Consider the following 25,708-nt stretch of genomic DNA (forward strand, 5'->3'; position numbering starts at 1 on the left):
ATGGAAACTGGGGGAGCCGATTCTGCCTGATCCGCCGGCGGGTGGCGACTCGACGTCTCGCCTGCCTCACGACAGGCTGTCGAGCAGCCGATACCAGGCCACGCCGGCCGCGATGTAGAAGCGCTGCAGCCCGTGAAACGGAATGGGCCGGATCGGCGTGCGCCGGAACGGCAGCGGCAGTTGCGCATCGCCCGACAGGTGCGCGGCCAGATGCTTGCCGAGCGTCGTCGCCATCGCGATGCCGCGCCCGTTGTAGCCGAGCGCGATCGTCACGCCCGGCGCGGGCTCGTGCACGTGGGGCATGAAATCCGCGGTGATCGCGACACGCCCGGCCCAGCGGTACTCGAACCGGACCCCCTTCAGTTGCGGATACAGCAGCGTCGTCGCACGCTCGAGATGGCGCCAGTCGCTCGTCGCACGCGGTTCCGCGAACGGGCCGCGGCCGCCCATCAGCAGGCGTCCCGCAGCATCCCGCCGGAAGTACAGCAGCAGGCGCCGTGCATCCGATGCGACCTCGCCGCCGGCGAGGATGTCGCGACCGAGTTCCGGCGCGAGCGGTTGCGTCGCGACGATGAAGCTGTTCGCGGCGATCACCGACTGGCGCAAGCCCGGCCACAGCCCGTCCGTGTACCCGTTGGTCGCGATCACGACGCGGTCCGCCGATACCGTCGCGCCGCCAGCCGTCGCGACCTGCCAGCGGCCGTCGGCACGCGTCAGCCCGACGGCGCGCGTCAGCCCGTGCACGACCGCCCCGCTCGCCTGCGCGGCACGCACGAGGCCGCGCGTATAGCTGAGCGGCTGCACGCTGCCCGCGCGGCGATCGATCCAGCCGCCCGCGTACGCATGCGTGCCGAGCCGGCGCGCGACCTCGTCGCGACCGAGCAGTTCGACCGGTGCGCCGCGCGCGGCCCATTGCTGCGCACGCCGGGCGACCGTGTCGAGCATCGCGGCAGTCGGCGCCGGCTGGATCCAGCCGTGGCGTCGCGCATCGCAGTCGATCGCGTGCCGCGCGATCAGGTCGAATACCGTGTCGGCCGCACCACCGACCACGGCGGCAAGCTGCTCGCCGGCTTCGTCGCCGAACCGGCGGATCAATTCGTCGGGGTCGTATTTCAGGCCGGGGATCACTTGCCCGCCGTTGCGGCCGGACGCGCCCCAGCCCGGCTGCGCGCCGTCGATCACGCGCACGTTCACGCCGCGTTCGGCCAGGTGAAGCGCGGTCGACAGGCCCGTAAAGCCGGCACCGACGATCGCCACGTCGCACGACGCGGAAGCGTCGAGCGCGGGTGTCTCGGGCGCCGGCGCGGCGGTCGCCGCCCACAGCGAATCCGGCCACTGGGCGTCGGGCCATCCGGGTGCCGTGTTCCTTGCACTCATGTTCGATCCGGGTTGGCGGCGTCGTCCGACGCCAGCAGTCGACGCAGGAATTCCTGCGTGCGGGGATGCTTCGGCTGCGTGAGCACGTCGCGCGCGGATCCGCTTTCGCAGATGGTGCCGTCGTGCAGGAAACACACGCGATCGGCCACCTCGCGCGCGAATGCCATTTCGTGCGTGACGACCACCATGGTCATGCCGTCGCGCGCGAGGCCGCGCATCACGCCGAGCACTTCGCCGACGAGTTCGGGATCGAGCGCCGACGTCGGTTCGTCGAACAGGATCGCCTGCGGCTCCATCGCGAGCGCCCGTGCGATCGCGACGCGCTGCTGCTGGCCGCCCGACAGCTCGGCCGGGTACGCATTCATCCGGTGCGCGAGCCCGACCTTGTCGAGCAGCGCGCGGGCCTGCTCGCGCGCTTGCGCGGCCGGCGTGCGCCGCACGTGGACCGGCCCCTCCATCACGTTCTCGAGCGCCGTGCGATGCGAGAACAGGTTGAAGCGCTGGAACACCATGCCGACCCGCATCCGCAGCTCGTGGATCCGTTTCGAATGCGCGTCGACCTTCACGCCGTCGATCGTGATCGATCCTTCGTCGTAAGTCTCGAAGCCGTTGATACAGCGCAGCACGGTCGACTTGCCCGAGCCGGACGGCCCGATCAGGCACACGACCTCACCTTGCCGCACATCGAGGCTGACGCCCTTCAGCACCGCGTGTTGCTGAAAGCGCTTGTGTATCGCATCGATCCGGATCATGCGCTTCTCCTCAGCGAGAGCCGCTTGCCGAGCCGGTTCACGCCGAACATCAGCGGCAGGCCGAGCGCGAGATACAGCAACGCGACGAGCGTATAGACGCTCATGTTCTGGAACGTCGACGACGCGATCAGCTGGCCGGCGCGCGTGATCTCCGCGACCGTGATCGTCGACGCGACCGATGAATCCTTCAGCAGCATCACCAGCGTGTTGCCGTAAGGCGGCAGCGCGATCCGGAACGCCTGCGGCAGCACGACGCGCCGCATGATCATCGGCCCGCGCATGCCGATCGCGTGCGCGGCTTCGATCTGGCCACGGTCGATCGCCTCGATGCCCGCGCGGAAGTTTTCCGCCTGGTAGGCCGAATACGCGATGCCGAGACCGAGCACCCCGGCCTGGAATGCCGACAGCTGGATGCCGAGATCGGGCAACACGAAGTACATGTAGAACAGCTGCACGATGATCGGCAGGCCGCGGATCACGTTGACGATCGTGCTCCCCACCGTCGACACGGCACGGTTGGGCGACACCTTCAGCAATGCGAGGATCAGCCCGAGCACCGAGCTGAGCACGAACGCGCATGCCGTGATCTCGATTGTGACCACCGCCCCCTTCAGCAGGATCGGCAGGAAATCGATCGCGTTCTGAAAAAACATGAGATCTCCCATACGACGGCCCGGCGGCACGTCGCGGTGGATGCCCGCGATGCGCGGGCGATACCGCTCGGGAATTCCGGGCGCGCGCTCAGCTCATGTGCCACTTCTGCAGGATCTGCTGCAGCGTGCCGTCGCCTTTCATTTTCCGGATCGCGCCGTTGAGCTGCTCGAGCGTCGCCGTGTCGCCCTTGCGCACGATGAAGCAGACCTGCCCCTTCACGACGCTCTGGTATTCGGGCACGAGCCGGACCTGGCGGTTGACGCCGTGTTCGATCTGATACGCGACGATCGGCTGGTCGGCGAAGCCGGCCTTGATGCGGCCGAGCGCGACGTCGCGCATGATGTCGGCGATCGAATCGTAGGTCCGGACTTCCTTGAAGATGCCCTTCTTGTTGAGTGCGTCGACGAACGCCGTACCGACCTGCGCGCCGACCACCTGCCCCTTGAAGTCGTCCATCGACGTATAGCGGCCCAGGTCGTCCGCCTTCACGATCAGGCCTTCGCCGAACGTATAGACCGTGTCGGAGAAGTCGACGACCTGCTGGCGCGCCGGCGTTTTCAGCATCGCGGCCGAGATGATGTCGATCTTCTGCGTGGTGAGCGACGGGATCAGCGCCGAGAACACGGTCTGCTGCACGTCGACGCGGAACCCGGCCGACTTCCCGGCCGCGGTGATCGCATCGACCATCATCCCCTGGATCGAATTGCTCTTGACGTCGAGAAACGTGAACGGCACGCCGGTGGCCGTCGCGCCGACCTTCAGCGTAGGCTCGGCCGCGCCGGCGCCGGCCGGTGCCGTGGTGAGCGCGATGCAGGTGGCGAAACCGGCGGCCAGTGCGCCGAACCGCTTGATGAACGAAACCATGGTGTCTCCTTCTCGAATACTTCGGTGCGCCGGCCGGTCGCGGATCGACACTGCGACGATGACCCCATCTTAAAACGAATCAAAAATATCGCAAAAAGATTTTTACGTATCGATATGCGATACGATATGATGTGATATCGAATCGATTCGGCCCCTTGCCATGGAAACGTCGCCCGATCAGTCAAACGACCTGCTGTTCAACCAGTCGCTGGAGAAAGGGCTGAACGTGTTGCGCGCGTTCAGCGCGAAGCGGCGCACGATGACGCTGGCGGAAGTCGCCGACGCGGCCGGCATGACGAAAAGCTCGGCGCAGCGGATGGTCTATACGCTCGAGAAGCTCGGCTACATCCGCAAGCATCCGGTGACGCGGCGCTACCAGCTCACGCCGCACGTGATGCGGATCGGCTTCAACTATCTCGCGGCCGATACGCTGATCGACGTGGCGAATCCGTTCCTGTCCGAACTCACTAACCTGACCGGCGAAACCACCAACCTCACCGAGCCGGACGAGGACGAGATGGTGTACGTCGCGCGTTTCGTGTCGACGAAGTTCGTGCCGATCCATATGCCGATAGGCAGCCGCATCCCGATGTATTGCACCGGTTCCGGCCGTGCATTCCTGAGCGCACTGCCGCCCGCCGACGCGCGCGCGCGTCTCGACGGCATGGCGCGTGCGCCGCACACGCCGCGCACGGTCACGGCGCTCGACGAACTCGTCGCGCTGCTCGACAGCGCGCGGCTCGAAGGCTATGCCACGAACCAGGAGGAGCTGTTCATCGGCGACATGTCGATTGCCGCGCCCGTGCTCGGCAGCCAGGGGCAGCCGGTGGCCGCCGTGCACGTGGTGGCGCCGACGAGCCGCTGGACGTTCGACGACGCGCGCCGCAAGCTCGCGCCGGCCGTGATCGACTGCGCGCGCGGCATCAGCAATTCGATCCGGACGCTCGAGTAGCACGCGTGGCATGGCAGACGGTACGCCGTTGCATTGCGCAACGGCATCTGATTGCTACCGCAACTTCCGCGAAGTCTCGCTCCGATAAGTCCGGTTGGGGCGGAACACGAGCTGCTTCGCGACGCTATCCAGTTCCTTGCCGTGGTACAGGTCGACGCACTTCAGGAAGTCGAATTTCACGTCCCGGACTTCCGGTTCGACAACCGGATTCCGGTAGTCGCGACCAAGATACTTCGCCACCAGCGCGTGAATGACATCCGGTGCACGCTCCATGTCGTAGTAGGTCCAGTCGCGCAACGCGCTGGTGCTGCTGCCGATATCCTTGCCCACGCCTGGCTCCTGCTCGTACGCGGTAGCCAGGCACTCCGCGAGCACCATGTCCTTGAAGTTCTGAAGGTTGGTCCGTGAGCCGGCTTCGGGCGATGCTTGCGCTGCATCGTTCGCCGACACCATCGCAGGTTGAAGCGCGATGCACGTCAACACGGCGGCGATCCAGGCTCTCCTCATGACAGACTCCAGAAATTTGCGCGATCGGTACGATACCGCGCGCCCGGCTCGTTGAAATAGCAATGGTCGTAACACGTTCGTCCATTGAACAGCGTGGCGTGGCCCTGCGCGTCACTCCATCCCGACACCTCGAACAGGATGACACCTTGTCGCCCCGCCAGAGGCCCGCCGTTTGACGGCGGATACTTGACACCGTCTGCCTTCCCCCACCGTTGCTCGAGAAAGCGAATCAAGTCCCGGACACGAAAGAAGTATTGCCGATTGTCTCCCCCCGATACCGTTTGCCCGGGGATCCGCGGCATCACCATACCGGCTTCGCCGAGGATATAACTCATCCTCACCGCGCACGTATTGCTCCATCGCTCTGTCGGGCTTGGATTGTTGACGTTCTTCTCGACATATCCGCCAATGACTTTCGCAACGCGCGCACCGGTGTTCGCCGGATCGAAAATTCGCTGAGATGCCGCCCATGCGACGGCAAATGACGGTCGGTTCACTTTAGCCCCTTGTCGTTGAAATGGATTCAGCTGGAGGGCGCACATCGGAAAATCGCAACTGACCAACGTTCCCGAATTCCCGCGAGCCCCTCGAGCCAGCACGTCATCCTGCGCGAGACGAAAGTAATTTGTAAGACTCAACCCGTCCCGCCAGCCGCTCCACACACCCTCCTCCGCGTTTTCCCCGATCCCGTTCGCCTTGACTCGATGCCTTCGATCGTCAACACTTCGCACATCGCAAGTGTGATCACACATCACAGATCAAACCTCGGAGAACCCCGTCTTGGCGCCTCGTATCGTCACGCCCGCACTGAAAGCCGTTGAACAGGAAACGATGGCCGACAAGGTCTACCAGCAACTGCGCGAAGCGCTGATGAGCGGCCGTTTCGCGCCCGGCCAGGCGCTGAGCCTGCGCAGCGTCGCCGAGGCGGTCGGCTCGTCGACGATGCCCGTGCGCGCCGCACTCACCCGTCTGCACGCCGAGCGCGCGCTGGTCGACGGCCCGAATCGTGCGCTCGTCGTGCCGCCGATGACGCTCGACATGCTCGACGAGTTGCGCGACGTGCGGATCGCACTCGAAGGCTGCATCGCCGAACGCGCGTGCGCACGCATGAGCGGCGCGCAGATCGCGGCCGTGCGCAAGACCTGCGAGACGATGCAGGCGCACGTCGAGGCAGGCCGCTCGCGCGCTTACCTGCAAAGCAATTTCGCGTTCCACAGCGCGATCTACGCGCACGGCGCAAGCGACAGCACGCTCGCGATCGTCGAGAACCTGTGGATGCGCGTCGGCCCCTTCCTCAACATGGTCGCGCTCGACATCCCGCACATGCGGCGCTCGATGGATGCGCACCGCGCCATCGTCGATGCGCTCGAACGGCGCGACGGCGCGGGCGTGCGCGCAGGCATCGCGCTCGACATCGGCGGCGCGGCACACGATCTCGCCGAGACGCTGCGGGCGGAACAGACCCCGCGGACCGTGAACGCGAAGCCGTAGCGGCCGCCTGCCGCGGGCGCCCGGTCGCGAGCGTCCGCGATCCGACTACATCAACGATGGAGACAATCTGGCATGACAGCTTCCGACCTGCTGAAACCCTATGACGGCCTGCGCGTCCTCGTGACGGGCGGCGCATCGGGCATCGGTCTTGAAATCGCGAACGCCTTCGCCGAATGCGGCGCACACGTGCATGTATGCGACGCGTCGCACGCCGCGATTGCAGCGCTCGCCGACCGGCCGCCGCGCGCCGGAGCCTGCGCGATCAGCGCGACGCTGGCCGACGTCTCCGACCCGGCCGCCGTCGAACGCGTGTTCGCCGACGTATCGGCCACGCTCGGCGGCCTCGACGTGCTCGTCAACAATGCCGGCATCGCTGGTCCGACCGGCGGCATCGACGAAATCGACCCGGTGCAGTGGGAACAAACCGTCGCGATCAACCTGACCGCGCAATTCCAGTTCGCGCGCCACGCGGTGCCGCTGCTGCGCGACGCGAAACACGGCGGCGCGATCATCGCGCTGTCGTCGGTCGCAGGCCGGCTCGGTTACGCGTTCCGCACGCCGTATGCGGCAACCAAATGGGCCGTGGTCGGCCTCGTGAAGAGCCTCGCGATCGAACTCGGCCCGCTCGGCATTCGCGTGAACGCCATTCAACCCGGCATCGTGCGCGGCCCGCGGATGCGCCGCGTGATCCAGGCACGTGCGCAGCAGCTCGGGATCGGTTACGACGAAATGGAGACGCGCTATCTCGAGAAGATCTCGCTGCGGCGCATGACCGATCCGGCCGAGATCGCCGCGACCGCGCTGTTCCTGTGTTCGCCGGGCGGGCACGGGATCACGGGCCAAGCGATCTCCGTCTGCGGCAACGTCGAAGTGCTCTGACGCATCCTGCATCGTTCACCGAAAGGAATCCATCCGTGGCCAACGCTCGCAAAGTCATCATCACCTGTGCGCCGACCGGCGCGATCCATACGCCGTCGATGTCGCCGTACCTGCCTGTCACGCCGCACGAGATCGAAACCGCCGCCGTCGCGGCGGCCGAGGCCGGCGCAGCGATCCTGCATCTCCACGCACGCAATCCGTCCGACGGCAAGCCGACCCAGGATCCGGCCGTGTTCGCCGAATTCCTGCCGCGCATCAAGGCGCGAACCGACGCGGTGATCAACCTCACGTCGGGCGGCAGCCCGCACATGACGGTCGACGAACGCCTCCAGCCTGCCCTGCATTTCCAACCCGAAGTCGCATCGCTGAACATGGGCTCGATGAACTTCGGGCTGTACCCGATGCTCGAGCGCTTTCGCGAGCTGAAGCATCCGTGGGAACGCGAACATCTCGAGAAGAGCCGCGACCTCGTGTTCAAGAACACGTTCGCCGACATCGAAACGATCCTCACGCGCTGCGGGGCGAACGGCACGCGCTTCGAATTCGAGTGCTACGACATCTCGCACCTGTACAACCTCGCGCATTTTGTCGACCGCGGGCTCGCGAAGCCACCGTTCTTCGTGCAAAGCGTGTTCGGCCTGCTCGGCGGGATCGGCGCACACCCGGAAGACCTGATGCACATGCGCCGCACGGCCGACCGCCTGTTCGGCGGCGATTACGTGTGGTCGATTCTCGGCGCCGGCCGCAACCAGATTCCGCTCGCGACGATCGGCGCGGCCCAGGGCGCGAACGTGCGCGTCGGGCTCGAGGATTCGCTGTGGATCGCGCCGGGCACGCTCGCGGAATCGAGCGCCGCGCAGGTCCTGAAAATGCGACAGGTGCTCGAGGGCCTGTCGCTCGAGATCGCGACACCGGCCGAGGCGCGCACGATGCTCGCGCTCAAGGGCGGCGACGCGGTGAATTTCTGATCGCCGGGTAGCGCCCCAACACCAGAATCCGCAAGCGCAGTGACAAGGCGCCGGCCCGAGCCGGCCGGCGCCAGGACGCCCCTCATCGCCCCGCTCCGTTCGAGCGCTGCCGGCGCGGCTCCGTCGTCTGCCCATCCGCTGCATGCCTCGCAGCGGCATCTGCCGAACGCGGCGCACCGTGCTTGCCGTGCGCGCCGGTTCGCCCTTACCGGAGTCGTCCGCATGTCCACTCATCACGCCCAGGCCCTGTCTTCCGCCGGCGACGCGAGCGCGTCGCTGAACCGGCTGCTGTTCCGCAAACTCCTGCCGCTGCTGATCGCCGCGTATGTGATCAGCTTCCTCGACCGCACCAACATCGCGTTCGCCAAACATTCGATGGGGGTCGATCTCGGCATTTCGTCGGCCGCGTACGGGCTCGGCGCGGGGCTGTTCTTCCTGACCTATGCGCTCTTCGAAATTCCGAGCAACCTGATCATGCATCGCGTCGGCGCGCGCTTCTGGATCACGCGGATCATGATCACGTGGGGGGCACTGTCGGTCGCGATGGCGTTCGTCAGCGGCGAGACGTCGTTCTACGTGATGCGCCTGCTGCTCGGGGCCGCCGAAGCCGGCCTGTTTCCCGGCGTGATGCTGTACCTGACGTACTGGTTCGGCCGCGAGGAGCGTGCGCGCGCAACCGGCTATTTCCTGCTGGGCGTGTGCATCGCGAACATCGTCGGCGGGCCGCTGGCCGGCGCGCTGATCGAGCTCGACGGCACGCTCGGCTTCCACGGCTGGCAATGGCTGTTCGTCGTCGAAGGCATTCCGGCGATCCTGCTCGCATTCGTCGTGTGGACACGGCTGCCGGATCGTCCGAGCACCGCGCCGTGGCTCTCCCCGGAAACCGGGCGTGCACTCGAACGCACGCTGGCCGCCGAGCAGGATGCGGGCGTCGGCGCGCACGGCGGCCATGCGTTCGGCGCCGCGCTGCGCGATCCGCAGATCTGGCTCGCGATCTTCGTGTACTTCTGCCACCAGTTGACCATCTACACGGTGATTTTCTTCCTGCCGGGCATCATCGGCGCATCGGGACGCTTCTCGCCGTTCGCGGTCGGGTTGTTGACCGCGCTGCCCTGGCTCGCCGCCGCGTGCGGCGCCGCCACGCTGCCGCGCTTTGCGCGCGAGTCGCGGCATTCGCGCCGGATGCTGTGTGCGGGGCTGGTCGTGATGGCGGCCGGGATGGTCGGCGCCGCGCATGCGTCGCCTGCCGCGGGGCTCCTGTGCGTATGCGTGGCCGCCTTCATGTTCTTCGTCGTTCAGTCGATCGTCTTCACGTTTCCCGCGTCGCGGCTCGCCGGTAACGCTCTGGCCGGCGGACTCGGACTGGTGAATACGTGCGGGTTGCTCGGCGGTTTCGTCGGACCGACCGTCGTCGGTGCGATCGAACAGGCCACCGGCAATGCGAAGAACGGGTTGACGCTGCTGGCGGCCGCGCTCGTCATCGCGGCGTTCGCCAGCCTCGCGTTGCGGCACGGACACGAGCGCGCCGACATGCGGTCGCGCGGCTGAAGGCGCGTTGGTATCAAGCCGGCGAGAGGCGGCCTGACCCGCCGCATCTCGCTTCATGCGATCAGAACAGATGCATTGTCGCGGCGATCGGGCAGCCGCTCGACGAGGCGATATGCGTGTCGCCACGCGGGTCGCGAATCTCGATGGATCGGCGAATCAACGCGCCGCCGTCGCCGACGTATTCACAGGCGCCACCTCACTCGCCCTCCGCTCGGCCAGCCGCTGCGCGAACCGGTACGCGACGAGCGAACCGGCCACCGCAAGCAGCATCGGCACGAGGCTGTCGTGATCCGCGCGCGTGAATTCGAGCAGCAGCACGACCGCCGTGATCGGCATCTGCATCGACGCGGCGAGAAACGCGGTCGCACCGATCAGTGCGCATCCGCCGATCGACGCGCCCGGCCATACAAGGCTCCACAGCCCGCCGAGCACGACGCCGAGCAGTGCGCCGTTCGCGAGGCCCGGTGTCAGCAGGCCCCCTTCCGCACCCGCCCGCAGGCTGCCGGCCTCGATCAGCACCTTCAGCACGAGCAGCACAGCGGCGAGGCCGATCGTCAGCGTGCCGTCGAAGCCCAGCGACGCCGGGCCCTTGCCGTTGCCGAGCAATGACGGAAACCCCATCGCGAGCACGCCGATCATCGCGAAGTTGATCAGTGCGAGCACGGGCAACCGCCCGTCTTTCGGCGCGTTCGCCCGGGCACGTGTGGTGAGCCGCACGAAGCCGTACGCGGCAAGGCCGAACAGCGGACCGCAGACGATCGACCACGCCACCAGCGGCGTGCTCAGCACGAACGGCGGCACCGTGTACTGGTGTTCGTTGCCGAGGCCGATCCACGCAACGGCCGCGGCGATCGCCGACGTCGCGACCGCCACGACCAGCGCACGCAGTTCGAACGTGCCGAGCAGCACTTCGAGCACGAAGATCGCGCCGCCGAGCGGCACGTTATAGACGGCCGCGAGGCCCGCACCGGCACCGCACGCGACCATCAGCCGGCAGTCGTCGGGCGTGAGCCCCGCCGCATGCGCAAGCCGCCCGGCAAGCAGCGAACCGATCTCGCGCGGCGCGACTTCGCGGCCGAGCGGCGAGCCGAGCGCGACGGTGACGATCTGCAGCAGCGCGTGAACCGTCGTGCTGACGACCGGCATCCGCGGATCGGCTGCACGCACCGCGCGGCGGATGCTGACGAGCGGCCGGCCATACCGGTACAACGCCCACCAGCCGCCGCCGGCGACGATCCCGCAGACGATCAGCACCGCGAGGCGGCGCAACGGATCGGCGCCGGTCACGCCGGTGAGGAAGCTCTCGGGGCCGATCACGTGCGCGACGCTGTAGCCGTACGCGACGTGCTGGATCGCATGCAGCAGCAGCGCGAGCAGCATGCCGCCGAGGCCCGCGCCGACGCCGGTCAGGATCGTGACGACGGCCACGCGCGCGAACGGGCTGGCGGCCGGCGAGGAGGATGCGGGGGCGGACGGGAGATCGGGGCGCATGGGGTCGGCGAATGGATTCGAAAAGACGGCGCGCAACACGCGCGCCGCCGTCAGGACCGCATCGTAGGCCGAGGCCCATCATGAGACAAACGTATTTTTCGAATCGACTGATGCGTTTTGCGAATATACGATCTCGGACGGGCCGATCAACCGCCGTACCGCACGCCGTGCATGTTGCAACGACGCGACAGGCGCGCCTCGACGAACGGCTGCCGCCCGCGTGCGACCCCGCAAGAACCGCCAGCGTCACGCGCGCGCGGCACATCGTGTCAGTTTTGTGAAGGACTCTTGCCGGATCCGGAAAGGTGCGCTCGCGGCCCGGGCGGCCTTGCGCGCGCGAGGCGCCCCTACACTTGCGCCGAACTTTCGTTCCCAGTCCCACACGCAGGAGCCCTGACTTGAAAAAAACCCTCATCGCCGGCGCATGCCTCGCCGCCCTGTTCACTCCGCTCGCTCACGCACAGAGTTCGGTCACGCTGTACGGCCTGATCGACGCCGGCATCGTCTATACCAACAACGCCAACGGTGCGTCGCTGTGGCGCCTGAACAGCGGCACCGTCAACGGCAGCCGCGTCGGGTTTCGCGGCACCGAGGATCTCGGCGGCGGCCTGAAGGCGCTGTTCGTGCTCGAGAACGGCTTCAACGTGAACAACGGCGGGCTCGGGCAGGACGGCAAGCTGTTCGGCCGCCACGCGTACGTCGGCCTGAGCCAGAGCGGCATTGGCACGCTGACGCTCGGCCGCCAGTACGACACGATGGTCGACTTCGTCGCGCCGCTGTCGGCCACGGCCGGCGATTTCGGCGACGCGAGCTTCGCGCACCCGTTCGACAACGACAACCTGAACCACTCGCTGCGCATCAACAACGCGGTCAAGTACACGAGCGACACCTATGCGGGCTTCAAGGTCGGCGCGATGGTCGCGTTCTCGAACGCGACCAACTTCGGCGCGAACCGCGCGTACAGCGTCGCCGCAAGCTACACGAACGGCCCGCTGAAGCTGGCCGGCGCCTATCTGCAGATGAACGGCACGAAGGGCTCGACGAGCGCGAGCCCCGGCGCGACCGACGTGGCCGAAGCGAAGAGCCTGAACCAGGGCGGCTGGTCGATCGGCTCGGACCGCATGCGTTCGTACGGCGGCGGCATCAGCTACGGGTTCGGCCCGGCCACCGTCGGCTTCGTCTATACGCGTTCGCAGTACGACAACACGGGCTCGTTCGGCTCGACCGGCCAGGTCGCGTTCAACAACTACGACGTGAACGTGCGCTATGCGGTGACGCCGGCCGTCAGCGTCGGCGCGGCCTACGTGTACACGGACGCCAGCGTGTCGAACCCCGACGGCAAGCACGGCACCGATCCGAAATGGCATCAGGTCGACCTGCAGGCCGTCTACAAGCTGTCGCGCCGCACGGACGTCTACGCGGAAGCGATGTATCAGCACGCAGCGGGCCGCGGCTACCAGGCGTTCATCAACGGCTCGGGCGGCGCATCGAGCACGGCGAACCAGATCGTCGGCACGATCGGCATGCGCACGCGCTTCTGACGGGCGCGACGCCTCGCCGCCCGGCGGCCACGAACCTGTGTTCGCACGCGGGTTCGCCGGCCGCGGGCGGCCTCCATCAATGTTGTGCCATCTGGAAGGCAGCCTGCCTGGAATCGGGGTTTTTACGCGCGGGGGCGCTGCGTAGACTGCCTGCAAAGGTCGGGGTCACGCATCGCGCGTCGAACCGGCCACCCACCCCGTCCCCAGGAGAACCTCGTGAAATCGCTCGTCGTAACCGCCGCCGCTGCCGTCCTGCTCGCTGCACCGGCCCTGTCCTTCGCCCAGTCGGCCCGGTCGCCCGTCACGCGCGCGCAAGTGCTGCAGGAGCTGATCAATCTCGAGTCGGTCGGCTACAACCCGGCGCGCGGCGAAGTCAACAACTATCCGGACGACATCATGGCGGCACAGGAACGACTCCACGAAAAGCGTCTCGCGGAACAGAAGGCAGCGCAGGCCGCCTACGGCCACGCCGGCGCACCGGCGACGGAATCGGGCGTGGCGACCAAGCCCGCACTGTAACGGCATGACGAAGCGCCGCGCCCGCGTGAACGATGTCATGCAGGCGCGGCGCGGTTGCGTTCGCTCGATTGGCTCGAAGAGAATACGCCGGCAGCTTGGCCATGCGCCGGTGCGCACCCGCCGCTCAGGCGGCTTGCGGTTCGCGATCGATCGCGTTCAGCATCTCGACGTCGCGCGCGATCATCCCCGGCACCTGGGCCCGCAGCATCTCGACCCAGGTCCGCACCTTCGCATCGACGAAGCGGCGCGACGGATACAGCGCGTACACGTTCATCTTCTGCAGGATATGCGCGGGCAGCACGCGGACGAGCGTACCGTCACGCAGCGCGTCGATCGCCGAGTACAGCGGCAGCATGCCAATCCCGATGCCGTCGCGGATGGCAAGCGCAAGCGATTCGGCCGTATTGGTCTGCACCGGCCCCGCGACGTGGATCTGCTCGACGCCTTCCGGCCCTTCGAGCACCCATTCGTGCGTCGGGAACGCCGGCGTGCACAGCGTCAGGCACGCATGCGCGGCGAGATCCTGCGGGCGTACCGGCGCGCCGTGGCGTTTCACGTAGTCGGGCGACGCGCACAGGATGCTGAAGGTCGAGCCGAGCAGGTGCGACACGAGTTCCGAATCGGGCAGCGACGACGCGGTCACGACGGCCATGTCGCTCGTGCCGTCGAACAGGTCCGGCATGCGCTGCGACAACGACAGTTCGATCGACACGTCCGGGAACTGCGCGTGATAGCGCGTCAGCGCAGGCAATACATAGTGATGACCGACGCTCGCGAAGCTGTGCATGCGCAGCACGCCGGCCGGCCGTTCGTGCGCGCAGCTCGCCTCTTCTTCCGCGCGGTCGACGTCGGCGAGGATCTGGCGGCAGCGGCGCAGATAGCTTTCGCCGGCCGACGTGAGCGCGAGACGGCGCGTCGAACGATTCATCAGGCGGGTGCGCAGGCGCGCCTCGAGTTCCGACACCGCGCGCGACATCGCGCCCGTCGTCGAATTCAGCGATTGCGCGGCAGCGGTGAAACTGCCCGTCTCGACGACGCGCGAAAACACCCGCATGTTTTGTAGGGTATCCATTCCTGTGAGCAACCTGTAGCGGAGCCGCTATTTTCCTCCACCGGATGCGACAGATTGTTACTCCGGCTGCAACTATCGTTTCCCCGCAGCTGCGTTAATGCGCGGGCGCCGCACTCCTACAATCGGCGCCTCAACAGTCGAACGGACCCGTTCGGACGCGCCGCGCACCGTGCCCGGCCCCGTACCGCCCCCCCTCTTTTCATGAAGCCACAACCTGTGATCGAGCGTCCTTCCATCGAACCGGCACGATGGAGAACCTGGCTCGATCCACTCGGCGCCGCGGCACGCGACTGGGCCGCGAGCGACGGGCTGATCTGGCTGCACCTCGCGAAAACCGTGTTCGCGGCGCTTCTCGCGATGGGCATCGCGATGCGCCTGGAGATGTCGCAGCCGCGCACGGCGATGACGACCGTGTTCGTGTTGATGCAGCCGCTGTCGGGGATGGTGTTCGCGAAGAGTTTCTACCGCGTGCTCGGCACGGCGGCCGGCCTCGTCGCCGCGCTCGCGCTCGGCGGGCTGTTCGCGCAGCAGCCCGAGCTGTACATGGCCGGCATCACGCTGTGGATCGGCACCTGCATCGCACTCGCGGTGCGCAACCGCCACTTCCGCTGGTACGGCTTCGTGCTCGCCGGCTATACGGCCGCGCTGATCGGCCTGCCGTCCGTGATGACCCCGCAGACGCTGTTCCAGTCCGCGCTCACCCGCGCCGCGGAAGTCGCGCTCGGCATCGCATGCTCGGGCGCGGTCAGCGCGCTGATCCTGCCGCTCAGCTCCGCGAAGGCGCTGATGCGTTCGCTGGGCACCCGCCACACGACGTTCGCGGCGTTCACGGCCGGCGCGCTCGCGGGCGACGTCGCCCGCGGCGATTTCGAACGGCGCTTCGCCGATTTCGTCGACGACATCGTCGGCTTCGAGGCCAACCGCGCGTTCGCGTCGTTCGAGGATCCGCACATTCGCGCGCGCAGCCGTCGCCTCGCGCGGCTGAACAGCGAGTTCATGAACGCGTGCACGCGGCTGCATGCGCTGCACCAGCTCGTCAAGCGACTGCGCGCCAATGGCTCGGACGCGGTGCTCGATGCGCTGGCGCCGCACGTCGACGCGCTCGCGCAACGCTTCGCCGCGCTGCGCGACGAGCGGCAGCGCGGCATCGCGCCGGCCACCGGCGCACTGCTCGAACTGCGCCGCTTCCACAGCGCGTTGCCGAAAGCCGCGCGGGCATCGCGGCGAACCATCGAGGAACACGCGGCCGGCGGCCTGCTCGACTTCGATACCGCGATCGAGCTGCTCTACCGCTTCATCGGCGAATATCTCGGCTACGCCGACACCTATGCGTCGCTCGACCAGGACGATCACGCGTTCGAACGCTCGGTCACGCATTACGCGGTGAAGACGAATTCGTTCTTCGTCGGGTTCGCGTTCCTGCGCACGATCGTCGCCGTCGGCGCGATGAGCGCGTTCTGGCTTGCGTCCGAATGGCCGAGCGGCCCGCTCGCCGTGATCGCCACCGCGATTGCGTGCGCGCTCAGCTCGACGTCGCCGCGCGCGCCGAAGTTCGTCGCGCAGATGAGCGTCGGCGCGGCGTTCGCGACCGCCGTCGGCTACGTGTTCCTGTGCTACGTGTATCCGAACATCGAGGGCTTCCCGCTGCTGTGCGCCGCGCTCGCGCCGGTGCTCGGCCTCGGCGCGTTTCTCGCGATGCGGCCGGGCTTGTCCGGCTACGGGATCGGCTTCGCGGTGTTCTTCTGCCTGCTCGCGGGGCCCGACAACGTGATCGCCTATGCGCCCGAGGTGCTGATCAACAACGGGCTGGCGATCGTCGTCGCGATGCTCGCGTGCTCGCTCGTGTTCGCGGTCGTGTTCCCCACCCACATGCCGTGGCTCACGGGCCGCATCGCGCACGACCTGCGCCGCCAGGTCACGCTGGCGTGCGAAGGGCCGACGGAGCGCCTCGCGCAGCGCTTCCAGTCGAGCACGCACGACCTGATGGCGCAACTGCGCACGCTGCTCGTGCGGCGCACGCGGCAGCATCGCGACGCGCTGCGCTGGATGCTGTCGACGCTCGAGGTCGGCCACGCGGTGATCGACCTGCGCGACGAACTGAACGCGTTCCGCGCATCGAAACCGCCGCAAACACTGCGCTGGACCGGCTCGATCGACGCGGTGCTGCACGAGTTGCCGCGCTTCTTCGACGACCCGACGCCCGGCCACCACGCGCGCACGCTGAAATCGGTGAACCTGGCGATCCGCGCGGCGCAGCACACGCTGCAGGCGTGGTATGCGGTGCCCGACGAGCGGCACCGGATGCAGCGCATCGTCGGCTGCCTGCACTTCATGCGCAGCGCGCTGCTCGACAAGGATGCGCCATTCAACCGGCATCGCCATTGACGATCGATGCGCGCGCAACGGGATCCTTGTTCCGGATGGAAATAAGCTCTACAGCCGCGGTGATTAATCTTTAAGCAGTGCGAGCCTATAGTTTCCTCACTGCCAGCGAGACTGGCACCCACCCAGGAGAAACCTAAATGAAGCCGCTGCACCTCGCCCTCGTTGCCCTGTCGCTCGCCGCTGCTGTTGCTCACGCACAGCCGGCACCGGCAGACGTCGCACAGCAACCGGCGAACCGCGCTGAAGCCGTGAAGGCCGCCGGCCGTGTCGATCGTTCGCAATCGAAGCAGGAAGACCCGAACGCGTGTGTCGGCCCCGTCAGCTTCTGCAACATCTACTTCGGCAGCTGAGCATGACGCCGCGTCGTCACGGCCAGGCCCGGACCGCCCGCAGCATCGCTTGCGCGGGCGAGCGGCGGCCCGGCCGATCGCGGCCCGGCCGATCGCCGCATCGCCGCTCCCCTTCGCGCCGCTTCGATTGAAGCGGCGCATGCCGTTTCAGGCGCCGCGCCCCGGCCGCCAGCCCACTTCGCGCAACGCATCCAGCAAGCGCGCCTGCCCCAGCCCTTCGACCCGCGCGCCGCGCGACTCGACGTCGCCGCCCGCGACGAGCGCATTCACGATCGCTTCCTCCACCGCTTCCGCCGCCGCGACGAACAGCGCGGAAATATGGTCGTTGTTGACCATCTTCACGCCGGTGGTCGGCGCGCCCTTGCTGCCGTAGTTCGCCGCCGGCAGGCCGTCGTTGCCGGTTGCAAACGCAAGGAAAATGTCGCCGCTCGAATCCTCCGTGCCGCCGCCGACACGCGCCAGCCCGACGCTCGCGCGCTGGGCCAGACGCGTGCACTGGTGCGGCAGCAACGGCGCGTCGGTCGCGATCGTCACGACGATCGAGCCCATCCCGGCCTCGCCTTGCGCGTCCGGCGCGCGGAACGGCGAAGGCACGTGGCGCAGCACTTCGCCGACCGGGTAGCCGGCCACGCGCAGCATTTCACGTACGCCGTAGTTCGCCTGCACGAGCGCGCCGACGGTCCACCCGCCCGCGCCGGCCGCGAGCACGCGCGACGCGGTGCCGATGCCGCCCTTGAACTCGTGGCAGATCATCCCCGTGCCGCCGCCCACGCCGCCTTCGACAACCGGCCCCGACTGCGCGGCGGCCAGCGCGCGCTGCACATGCGCGGCGCTCACGTGCTGGCCCCAGATATCGTTCAGCAGCCCGTCATAGGTTTCCATCACGACCGGCATGCACCAGTACACGCGGCCGGCCGCCGCTTCGCGCTCGTTCGCGATGAGCGCATCGCGCACCGCGCCGACGCTGTGCGTGTTCGTATAAGCGATCGGCGTGGTCAGCAGGCCGGCCTCGCGGATCCATTCGAGCCCCGTCGCGTCGCCGTTGCCGTTCAGCACGTGCACGCCCGCGAAGCACGGCGAATCGTGCGCGGCGCCCGCGCGCGGCTCGATGACGGTGACGCCGGTGCGGATCGACGCGTCGCCGTTCTCGACGTTCAGCGTGCAATGTCCGACCCGCACGCCCGGAACGTCCGTGATCGCGTTGAAGCGGCCCGGCGTGCCGAGTCCGATGCGGATGCCGAGATCCCTCGTGCGCATGATGCAATTCCTCCAGTCTTTCAATGGTTCGGTGTGTCAGTGTTTCGATACGGCAAGCTTTGATCCGCCGCTCAGAGCGTGCGGAAAGCTTCGCTGTGGCGCGCCCAGACCGCATACATCACGAGCGCGGCGACCAGCAACCCGGCAATGATGATCAGGTCGGTCGGCTTCGTGGCAGTCGCCAGCGTCGTGTAGAGCGTATAGGCCGCGCCGATTACCGCGACGAGCGGCGTCACGGGCCACAACGGCATCCGGTAATGATGCTCGACGTCACGGCGCACGAAGCGGCTCGCGAGCGCGGCCAGCCCGACGACCAGATAGATCAGCAGCAGCAGGTCGACCGTGAACGCGGTCAGTTCGTCGAGGCTCGACACGAACACGAGCCCCGCCGACGGTACCGCGAGCGCGATCGTGGCAAGCCACGGCGATTCGAAGCGCGGATGGATCGTCGAGAACGCGCGGTTGCAGGTGCGCGACCAGAGCGCGTGCCGGCCGCTGCTGTACAGCAGCCGGCCCATCGTGATCACGATCGCGATGATCGCGTTGAACACCGACAGGAAGATCCCGCCGCTGACCACGCGCGACACGGCCGGGTTGCTCAGCGAACGCACGACATAGCCGATCGGATCAGCGCTCTTCGTCAGCTCCGTCAGCGACGGCGCACCGAGCACGATCGCGGTGAGCGGAATGAGTTCGACGACGAGGATCACGAGCAGCGAGTAGATCACCGCCTTCGCGACATTGCGGTTGCCGCCGCGCAGGTCTTCCGCGAGATAGGCGGCTGAGCCGAAGCCGTTGTAGCAGAAGATCGCCGTGCCGATCGCCGGGACGATCGCGGCCAGCGTCGCCGGCACGAGCGCGTTGCCGCTCGCGACGACCGGTGCGATCAGCGCGTCGGCGCCGCGATGCGGCGACCCGAAGCCGAGGCCCGCGATCAGCATCAGCACGCCGATCTCGACGACGAGAAACGCGCCCGTGATCCACGCGTTCGTCTTGATGTTCAGCATGCCGAGCAGGTAGCTGAGCAGCACGATCGTCAGCGCGACCGACTGGTTGCTGAAATGCGTGCCGAGCGCGTTGTTCAGGTAGGGCGCGGCGCCGCTCGCGAGCACGGCCGGGATGAACACGCTGACGGACAGCACCGTGATGAAGGTCAGGTAGCCGGGCAGCGTGCCGAACACGCGCTTGGCCATCACGTACTCGCCGCCCGCGCTGCGGTGCGCGGCGCTCAGCTCCGCATAGCAGAGCGCGAACGCCAGCGCGAGCACGCCGCCGAGCAGGAACGACAGCACGGCGCCGCTGCCGGCCTGCTGGATCGCGAACGGCGCGATCACGAAGATCGAGCTCGCGGGCGTCACGCCCGACACGGTGATCATCACCGCATCGCGCACGCTGAGCGTCTGCGACAGCGCGCGCGGCGCGTCTTCCGTTGCAGGCGCCGCTTGCAGCGTGCCCGTCGATTCCGACATCATCGCCATTTCGTTCTCCTGTGCTTGGGTCAATCCTTTGCCACTCTTTTTTGAACGCCCATACTCGGGCCCGATTGATTGCGTGGCAGTCTAGGAAGCCAATTTCAGGACCGCTATTCCCCCTTCGTGTTACGCCCTTCCGGTGGTGGTATGGATCGTCTCTTTTCCGAAATCGCGATGCACCAGGCGCTCGGCCGCGCAATCGATCATCTCGGCCAGCCGCGCTTCTGGCGGTTCCTGGTGCTGCTGCTCAATGAAATGGCGCCGTTCGACAATGCGCTCGCGACCGCGATCGGCCGCGACGGCGTGCCGCTCGTGCTCGACGAATACGACACGGGCGGCACCGACGCCGCGTCGCCCGTGCCGCTCTACCTGAACGGCTTGTATCTGCTCGACCCGTTCCTGCAGGCCGCGCACGACGGGCTCGCCGACGGCTGCTACCGGCTCGAGGAAGTCGCACCCGACCTGTTCCGGCAGAGCGAATATTTCCTGAGCTACTTCCGCGATGCGGTCGGCGACGACGAGATCCAGATCCTCGTGCGGCCGAACGCCGACACCCTGCTGTCGCTGTCGCTCGGCGCGGGCACGCGGTTCGACGTCGAGCCGCTCGGCAAGCTGACGGCCGCGATGCCGTGGGTGCTCGCGGCGATCCGGCAGCACTGGCGGCTGGTGGGTGACGCGGCGCGCGCGACGCCCGATGCCGATCTCGGCGCGCGAGTCGAGCAGGCGCTTGCCCGCTTCGGCGCGGGCGTGCTGACCGATCGCGAGATGTCGATCGCGCGAATGGTGCTGCGCGGCAATTCGTCGAAGGCGATCGCCGAGCGGCTGGCGATCTCCCCCGAAACGGTGAAGGTGCACCGGCGGCATTTGTACGCGAAGCTCGGGATTGCGTCGCAGCCCGAGCTGTTTTCGCGCTTCATCCAGGCGCTGGGGGAAGACGCGGCCGGATGACGGCATCGGTGCCGACGGATGGCAACCGGCGTGGAATCGGGCACACTCCGGGAAGCGCCGCATGCCGTGGTCATCCTGCAAGGCCGATCCGGATGCACCGTCGACAACAGGATTGCCCGAAAACAGGAGCCCCGACTCATGTCGCTCATTCCGATCATCGGACTTGGCTGGCTGTTTCTGTGCGCGATCAGCGCCGCATCGATCGTGCTCGTCCCGCCCGTGATGCTGGTCGCCTGCCTGATGGGCAAGGACGTCTGGTCGCTCCTGACCCGCGGCCGGTTGCAGTTCGCATTCCTGGCCTACCTGGGTTCCGCACCGGTGCCGGCAGTCTTCACGTTCCTGCTGGAGGCTGGCGCCTCGGCCGGGAGTCACGGCGGCGTGGCGTCCGACAGCCTGCGCCGATGGAACGAGCAGTTCTTTTTCGTGTTCGTCGCGGCGGCGGCACTGAGCGGCCTGCTGTTGCTGGTGCGGCCGAAACACGGGAAAGCGGCGAACGCCGAACCGTCGCAGCCTGCGCGATAGCCGGCACGCGAACGACGGCGCGCCAAGCCGCCTGCCCGGGTCTCGAGCAGGGGCATCGTCCTGCGCTGATTCCCGCTACGTCTATGTCGACTTCCACTTCGCGCCGATCTGCGCGAGCCCGGCGTGCTTGAGATCGTCCGGCAACATCACCACGCGGAACTCGCAGTCCGCATTCAGCATCAAGAACCACGGCTCCGCGAGCGCCGGGATCTGCGACGGATCATTCAGGTCGACGATCACGACCGCCCCGCGCCCGCCGTTCTGCTCAGTGAAATACACGGCCTCGGGCTTGACCGCTTCGAGTATTCGCCCGATCACGTCGCCGACGCTGCCGTCGCGCACCAGCGTGTTGAACGGCTCATGAGGGATTCGTATGTTGAGAAGCATGCGCATGACCATCCTCCTTGGGCTGCGCCCGGCCTGGGCTCTTCAAGCATAGGTGCTGCGCGATGCCGCGCCAGGGGCGTCGAAGGCGGTTGCCGGCAGACATTCACATTCCGACGATTCGATTGCGTTGCGCGTCGCGAACGGCAAGCGTTCGCGACGCGCGAATCAGCCGAGCCTGCCGTCGCGTTCGATATCTGTCGTCGACTCGGCGGCCCGATCGCCCGGCCGTGCCGTCGGGATCACGCGGAACGCCCATCCGCCGCCGGCGCGATCGCGAGATGCAGCGGCCGGTCCGGCCGCAGCGTCACGTTCAGCACCGGCCGCGGCGGCATCATGCCGGGCTGTGCCGACAATTCGTAGCGCTGCAGGATCATCGCCGCGACGACCGTCATTTCCGTCATCGCCAGATGCTGGCCGAGACACACGCGCGGGCCCGTGCCGAACGGCATGTAGGTTCCGCGCGGTGCGGCCGGCGCGTCGTCGGCAAAACGCTCGGGGCGAAATACGTCGGGCGCGTCGAACCATCTGGCATCGCGCTGCATGAGTTGCAGCGGCAGCATGAACAGCGTCCGCGCGGGAAACTGCCACGGCCCCAGCACGACCGGCCGCGACGCGCGGCGGCTGATCAGGATCGGCGCCGACGGATACAGGCGCAGCGTTTCCTCGAGCGTGTGCGTCAGGTAGCGTAACGACGTGCGCGTCTCGGCGGACGGCGCGCAACCGCCCAGCACGCGCGACACTTCATCGCGCGCGGCGGCCTGCGCCGCCGGATTCGTCGCCATGCACCACGCCCACCAGGTCAGTGCCCCGGCCGTCGTCTCGTGGCCCGCGAGGAACGCGGTCATGCATTCGTCGTGCACGGCCTGCAGCGGCCATCGCCGCGCGTCGTCCCGATGCAGCCGCAACAAACGCGACAGCAGATCGTCGGGCCACGCACGCGCCGGCAGGTCGAGACGCGCATGCAGTTGCCGGTCGATCAGCCCGTTCAGCACGGCCATCGCCCGGGCCTTGCCGCGCTTCCACGGCACCCAGTCCGGCGTGCTCGCGGGCCAGTAAAAATCGGCGTTGGCCGCCGCGCTCACCGCTCGCACGGCTTCCTCGGCCGCGCGGGCATCGTCGCCGATCGCGTCGGAGAACATCGTGCGCATGATCACGTCCATCGCCAGCGACGTCAGCGCGCTTTCGATCGGCCAGTCCGGATCGCGCGCGGGCCACTGCGCGAGCGCATGTCCGGCCGTCGCCGCGATCGACGGCACGAACGTCTGCACCGCCTTCGGCATGAAATTCGGCTGCAACGCCTGCCGCTTGTCGCGCCACGCGTCGCCTTCGGCGATCAGCACGCTGTGGCCGTGGACCTGCGCAAACACGCGGACGGCGCGCTCCCAGCGCCCGAGCGCATCGTGATGCGTGACCAGGAGTTCGCGCACGAGCACGGGATCGGTCACGACCACCGCGTGCTCGGGCCACATTCGCAAGTGCATGACATCACCGTATTCGCGCTGCCAGCCGGCCAGCGTGCCGAGCAGGTCACGCGACATCGCGCGCAGCAGCCCCCAACCCGTCAGGCCGGCAGGCGGCCCCGGCGGCCATACGCCGGGCGGGTGAAGCACGGGCGCCGCCGCAGCAGTGCCCGTATGGAATGGACATGAGGATGTGGATCGCGTGTTCATGGGCCGGATTGTCCGCACCGGCATGGCGGCGGTCTTGAACGCAAACGACATCGACACGCGGCGGGCCGCTCCCTATACTCCAGCGTCATGTTCTCCGACCCGTCATCGATTCCGCCGTCGTGCCCCGATCCGCTGGCACGCGCCCCTCGCGTGCCGAGCGACGGCCGGGCGCCGCGTGGACGGCTGTACCCCGCGCCGGCTGCCCTGCAGGGCGCGGTGGTCGCGATCGTGTTGCACGATACGCGCGGGGTCGCATTGAGCGACGCGCAGCGGCTCTCGCATTTTCCGGCCACGCCGCTCGTGTGCGTGTCGTGGTATCGGGATCTCGACGTGGGCTTCGTCGAACACGCGGCCGACGGGCCCCGGTGGCGCCCCTTCGGTGCCGCGGCGACGCTGTCGGGCAGCCATTCGGCCCCGACCGTGGCCTGGGCGCCGACGGGTGGAAGGATCGGCATGATCTGCTTCACCGCCGATGCGGCGCGGGCGCTGTTCGGCATCGCGCTGGCGGACATCCACGATCGCGTGCTCGACGCCCATGCGTGCCTCGGCGACGACTGGCATCCGCTGCTCGATGCGCTGGTCGGCGCGGAACGCGATGCCGATGCGCTGGCGGCGATCGAACGTCATCTTGCACGTCGCTGGCAGACATTGCGGCCCGCCACGCCGCTGTCGTCGCTACGCAATGCGGGACGCAGTTGGGTCGAGCGCCTCGCGCTGCAGGCGCGCGAATGGCGGCATACCCACAGCCCGCGCCAGGTCGAGCGACGGATCAAGACCTACAGCGGCCGATCGCTGCGCGAATGGCAAACGCTCGTCAGGACGGAAAGCGCGTTCTTCGCGGCGCGCGACCGGTACGAAGCCGGCGCCGCGTTCAACTGGGCCACGCTGGCGCTGGACGAGGGGTTCGCCGACCAGGCGCACCTGAGCCGCGAGGTCAAGCGCATCACCGGTTTCTCGCCGAGCGAATTCACGCAACGCTTCATCGACGACGAATCGTTCTGGATGTATCGGCTGTGGGTGTGACGCGACGGCGATCGCGCTTCGGCCGCCGTTGCCGTACCGGCTCCCGGTTGCCTGATCCAACCCGTGCGGGCACGATGGGCGCGGACCCTGCGCATGCCTGTCGTCCGCTGCCCATCCCGCCCCTCACGTGACTTCACCCATGTCATTACGCGCATTCAGAACGCTGGTCGCCATCGCCCGATACCGGACGTTCGCGCGCGCCGGCGAAGCCATCGGCCTCACGCAATCGGCGGTGAGCCTGCAGATCAAGACGCTCGAAAGCGAATACAACGTGCAGTTGTTCGATCGCTCGCGCCGGCAGCCGGTGCTCACCGAGGCCGGCAACATCCTGCTGGCCCAGGCCGAGCAGGTGCTCGCGATGGTCGACCGGATTCCCGACGCGCTCAGCGACGAGAAGAAGCTGGTCGGCCGCCTGCGGATCGGCGCGATCCAGACCGCGCTGTCCGGCCCGCTGCCCGACGCGCTGCTCGCGCTGCGCGCGGCGCACCCGCGGCTGCGCGTGCACGTGTCGGCCGGGATGTCGGCCGAACTCGCGAACCGCGTCGCGGCCGGCGAACTCGATGCGGCGATCACGACGCGCCCCGTGCGCCCGCATCCGGCGGAACTGACGTGGACCACGCTGTACGAGGACCGCTTCTGGCTGCTCGCGCCGCCGGACCAGGCGGAACGCGATGCGGTCACGCTGCTCGATTCGCTGCCGTTCATCCGCTTCGATGCGCAGGCATGGGCCGGCCGCATGATCGCCGCGGAGCTGCGCCGCATTGGCGTGCGCGTGCGCGAGGAGATGGTGCTGGACAGTGCGGAAACGATCGCGCGCATGGTCGCGAGAGGGCTCGGCGCGGCGATCGTCGCGCTCCCCGATGCGACGCTCGCGCGGCTGCCGCCCGTCACGCGCTTGCCGTTCGGCCAGCCGCAGATGGCGCGCGCGGTCGTCCTGCTCGAACACCAGTCGCGTCCGGCCGAGCGTTTCGCACGTGCGCTGGCAACAGAAGTCACCGCGTCATCGATGAGAATTTCTCATTGAACACCCGATAATTAACCATTATTCCTGTTGCTTGCGCGTGTTAACTTGGCGGCAT

Annotated in this window: 25 protein-coding genes; 13 read left to right on the forward strand and 12 right to left on the reverse strand. The window is 67.7% G+C overall.

Features of this window, described 5'->3' with window-relative positions; translation table 11 throughout:
* Window positions 1–66 precede the first annotated feature (66 nt).
* From G3N96_RS13240 to G3N96_RS13255, 4 genes are all read right to left on the reverse strand, one after another.
* A complete protein-coding gene (locus G3N96_RS13240; protein ID WP_206137491.1) occupies window positions 67–1,377 on the reverse strand; it encodes an FAD-binding oxidoreductase in 1,311 nt (436 codons plus the stop codon).
* A complete protein-coding gene (locus G3N96_RS13245; protein ID WP_206137492.1) occupies window positions 1,374–2,129 on the reverse strand; it encodes an amino acid ABC transporter ATP-binding protein in 756 nt (251 codons plus the stop codon). Before G3N96_RS13245 ends, G3N96_RS13240 begins: the two co-directional genes overlap by 4 nt.
* On the reverse strand, window positions 2,126–2,782 hold the full coding sequence (locus G3N96_RS13250; RefSeq protein WP_124577919.1) for an amino acid ABC transporter permease: 657 nt from the start codon (window positions 2,780–2,782) through the stop codon (window positions 2,126–2,128). Before G3N96_RS13250 ends, G3N96_RS13245 begins: the two co-directional genes overlap by 4 nt.
* 88 nt (window positions 2,783–2,870) lie before the next feature.
* Window positions 2,871–3,647, reverse strand: coding sequence for an ABC transporter substrate-binding protein (locus G3N96_RS13255; protein ID WP_206137493.1), 777 nt, complete (start codon window positions 3,645–3,647; stop codon window positions 2,871–2,873).
* A gap of 160 nt (window positions 3,648–3,807) precedes the next feature.
* Here G3N96_RS13255 and G3N96_RS13260 point away from each other — a divergent pair, with 160 nt between their 5' ends.
* Window positions 3,808–4,599 (forward strand): IclR family transcriptional regulator, encoded by a 792-nt coding sequence (locus G3N96_RS13260; protein ID WP_124577915.1) that lies wholly within the window; start codon window positions 3,808–3,810, stop codon window positions 4,597–4,599.
* Between the two features lie 54 nt (window positions 4,600–4,653).
* On the opposite strand, the gene G3N96_RS13265 is transcribed toward G3N96_RS13260, so the two are convergent.
* Window positions 4,654–5,106, reverse strand: coding sequence for a type VI secretion system amidase immunity protein Tai4 (locus G3N96_RS13265; RefSeq protein ID WP_206137494.1), 453 nt, complete (start codon window positions 5,104–5,106; stop codon window positions 4,654–4,656).
* Window positions 5,103–5,648, reverse strand: a complete 546-nt coding sequence (locus G3N96_RS13270) for a type VI secretion system amidase effector protein Tae4 (protein ID WP_241022621.1) — start codon at window positions 5,646–5,648, stop codon at window positions 5,103–5,105. Before G3N96_RS13270 ends, G3N96_RS13265 begins: the two co-directional genes overlap by 4 nt.
* A 238-nt stretch (window positions 5,649–5,886) precedes the next feature.
* Between G3N96_RS13270 and G3N96_RS13275 the strand changes: the two genes are divergently transcribed.
* From G3N96_RS13275 to G3N96_RS13290, 4 genes are all read left to right on the forward strand, one after another.
* On the forward strand, window positions 5,887–6,597 hold the full coding sequence (locus tag G3N96_RS13275) for a GntR family transcriptional regulator (RefSeq protein ID WP_124577913.1): 711 nt from the start codon (window positions 5,887–5,889) through the stop codon (window positions 6,595–6,597).
* A gap of 72 nt (window positions 6,598–6,669) precedes the next feature.
* Window positions 6,670–7,476 carry an SDR family oxidoreductase gene (locus tag G3N96_RS13280; RefSeq protein WP_206137495.1) on the forward strand — a complete coding sequence of 269 codons (807 nt, stop codon included), beginning with the start codon at window positions 6,670–6,672 and terminating at the stop codon, window positions 7,474–7,476.
* A 35-nt stretch (window positions 7,477–7,511) separates the two neighbouring features.
* A complete protein-coding gene (locus tag G3N96_RS13285; protein ID WP_124577909.1) occupies window positions 7,512–8,444 on the forward strand; it encodes a 3-keto-5-aminohexanoate cleavage protein in 933 nt (310 codons plus the stop codon).
* Window positions 8,445–8,666: 222 nt separating this feature from the next.
* Window positions 8,667–9,992 carry an MFS transporter gene (locus G3N96_RS13290; RefSeq protein WP_124577907.1) on the forward strand — a complete coding sequence of 442 codons (1,326 nt, stop codon included), beginning with the start codon at window positions 8,667–8,669 and terminating at the stop codon, window positions 9,990–9,992.
* A 156-nt stretch (window positions 9,993–10,148) separates the two neighbouring features.
* On the opposite strand, the gene G3N96_RS13295 is transcribed toward G3N96_RS13290, so the two are convergent.
* Complete coding sequence (locus G3N96_RS13295; protein ID WP_206137496.1) at window positions 10,149–11,483, reverse strand: chloride channel protein; 1,335 nt, start codon at window positions 11,481–11,483, stop codon at window positions 10,149–10,151.
* Between the two features lie 398 nt (window positions 11,484–11,881).
* Here G3N96_RS13295 and G3N96_RS13300 point away from each other — a divergent pair, with 398 nt between their 5' ends.
* On the forward strand, window positions 11,882–13,024 hold the full coding sequence (locus G3N96_RS13300) for a porin (RefSeq protein WP_206137497.1): 1,143 nt from the start codon (window positions 11,882–11,884) through the stop codon (window positions 13,022–13,024).
* Between the two features lie 216 nt (window positions 13,025–13,240).
* Window positions 13,241–13,543 (forward strand): DUF4148 domain-containing protein, encoded by a 303-nt coding sequence (locus tag G3N96_RS13305; RefSeq protein ID WP_206137498.1) that lies wholly within the window; start codon window positions 13,241–13,243, stop codon window positions 13,541–13,543.
* A gap of 124 nt (window positions 13,544–13,667) precedes the next feature.
* Here the strand turns inward: G3N96_RS13305 and G3N96_RS13310 are convergent, their stop codons facing one another.
* Complete coding sequence (locus tag G3N96_RS13310) at window positions 13,668–14,615, reverse strand: LysR family transcriptional regulator (RefSeq protein WP_089427555.1); 948 nt, start codon at window positions 14,613–14,615, stop codon at window positions 13,668–13,670.
* Between the two features lie 201 nt (window positions 14,616–14,816).
* Here G3N96_RS13310 and G3N96_RS13315 point away from each other — a divergent pair, with 201 nt between their 5' ends.
* Both G3N96_RS13315 and G3N96_RS13320 read left to right on the forward strand, forming a co-directional pair.
* Window positions 14,817–17,000: an FUSC family protein gene (locus G3N96_RS13315; protein WP_206137499.1), complete on the forward strand. Its 2,184-nt coding sequence runs from the start codon at window positions 14,817–14,819 to the stop codon at window positions 16,998–17,000.
* Between the two features lie 137 nt (window positions 17,001–17,137).
* A complete protein-coding gene (locus tag G3N96_RS13320; RefSeq protein WP_206137500.1) occupies window positions 17,138–17,350 on the forward strand; it encodes a hypothetical protein in 213 nt (70 codons plus the stop codon).
* Window positions 17,351–17,497: 147 nt separating this feature from the next.
* Here the strand turns inward: G3N96_RS13320 and G3N96_RS13325 are convergent, their stop codons facing one another.
* Together G3N96_RS13325 and G3N96_RS13330 are read right to left on the reverse strand one after the other, a co-directional pair.
* Window positions 17,498–18,607 carry a P1 family peptidase gene (locus G3N96_RS13325; protein WP_206137501.1) on the reverse strand — a complete coding sequence of 370 codons (1,110 nt, stop codon included), beginning with the start codon at window positions 18,605–18,607 and terminating at the stop codon, window positions 17,498–17,500.
* A 71-nt stretch (window positions 18,608–18,678) separates the two neighbouring features.
* On the reverse strand, window positions 18,679–20,085 hold the full coding sequence (locus G3N96_RS13330; protein WP_089427558.1) for an APC family permease: 1,407 nt from the start codon (window positions 20,083–20,085) through the stop codon (window positions 18,679–18,681).
* Window positions 20,086–20,226: 141 nt separating this feature from the next.
* Here G3N96_RS13330 and G3N96_RS13335 point away from each other — a divergent pair, with 141 nt between their 5' ends.
* On the forward strand, window positions 20,227–21,027 hold the full coding sequence (locus tag G3N96_RS13335) for a helix-turn-helix transcriptional regulator (protein ID WP_206137502.1): 801 nt from the start codon (window positions 20,227–20,229) through the stop codon (window positions 21,025–21,027).
* Between the two features lie 138 nt (window positions 21,028–21,165).
* Window positions 21,166–21,549, forward strand: a complete 384-nt coding sequence (locus G3N96_RS13340; protein WP_206137503.1) for a hypothetical protein — start codon at window positions 21,166–21,168, stop codon at window positions 21,547–21,549.
* Between the two features lie 81 nt (window positions 21,550–21,630).
* Here the strand turns inward: G3N96_RS13340 and G3N96_RS13345 are convergent, their stop codons facing one another.
* Window positions 21,631–21,942 (reverse strand): panthothenate synthetase, encoded by a 312-nt coding sequence (locus G3N96_RS13345; protein WP_089474805.1) that lies wholly within the window; start codon window positions 21,940–21,942, stop codon window positions 21,631–21,633.
* A 233-nt stretch (window positions 21,943–22,175) separates the two neighbouring features.
* Complete coding sequence (locus G3N96_RS13350; protein WP_206137504.1) at window positions 22,176–23,606, reverse strand: cytochrome P450; 1,431 nt, start codon at window positions 23,604–23,606, stop codon at window positions 22,176–22,178.
* An 87-nt stretch (window positions 23,607–23,693) separates the two neighbouring features.
* Between G3N96_RS13350 and G3N96_RS13355 the strand changes: the two genes are divergently transcribed.
* Window positions 23,694–24,629 (forward strand): AraC family transcriptional regulator, encoded by a 936-nt coding sequence (locus tag G3N96_RS13355; protein WP_206137505.1) that lies wholly within the window; start codon window positions 23,694–23,696, stop codon window positions 24,627–24,629.
* 139 nt (window positions 24,630–24,768) lie between these two features.
* Window positions 24,769–25,653: a LysR substrate-binding domain-containing protein gene (locus tag G3N96_RS13360; protein ID WP_206137506.1), complete on the forward strand. Its 885-nt coding sequence runs from the start codon at window positions 24,769–24,771 to the stop codon at window positions 25,651–25,653.
* Window positions 25,654–25,708 lie beyond the last annotated feature (55 nt).

Source organism: Burkholderia sp. Se-20373, from assembly GCF_017104705.1.
Classification (GTDB): Bacteria; Pseudomonadota; Gammaproteobacteria; order Burkholderiales; family Burkholderiaceae; genus Burkholderia.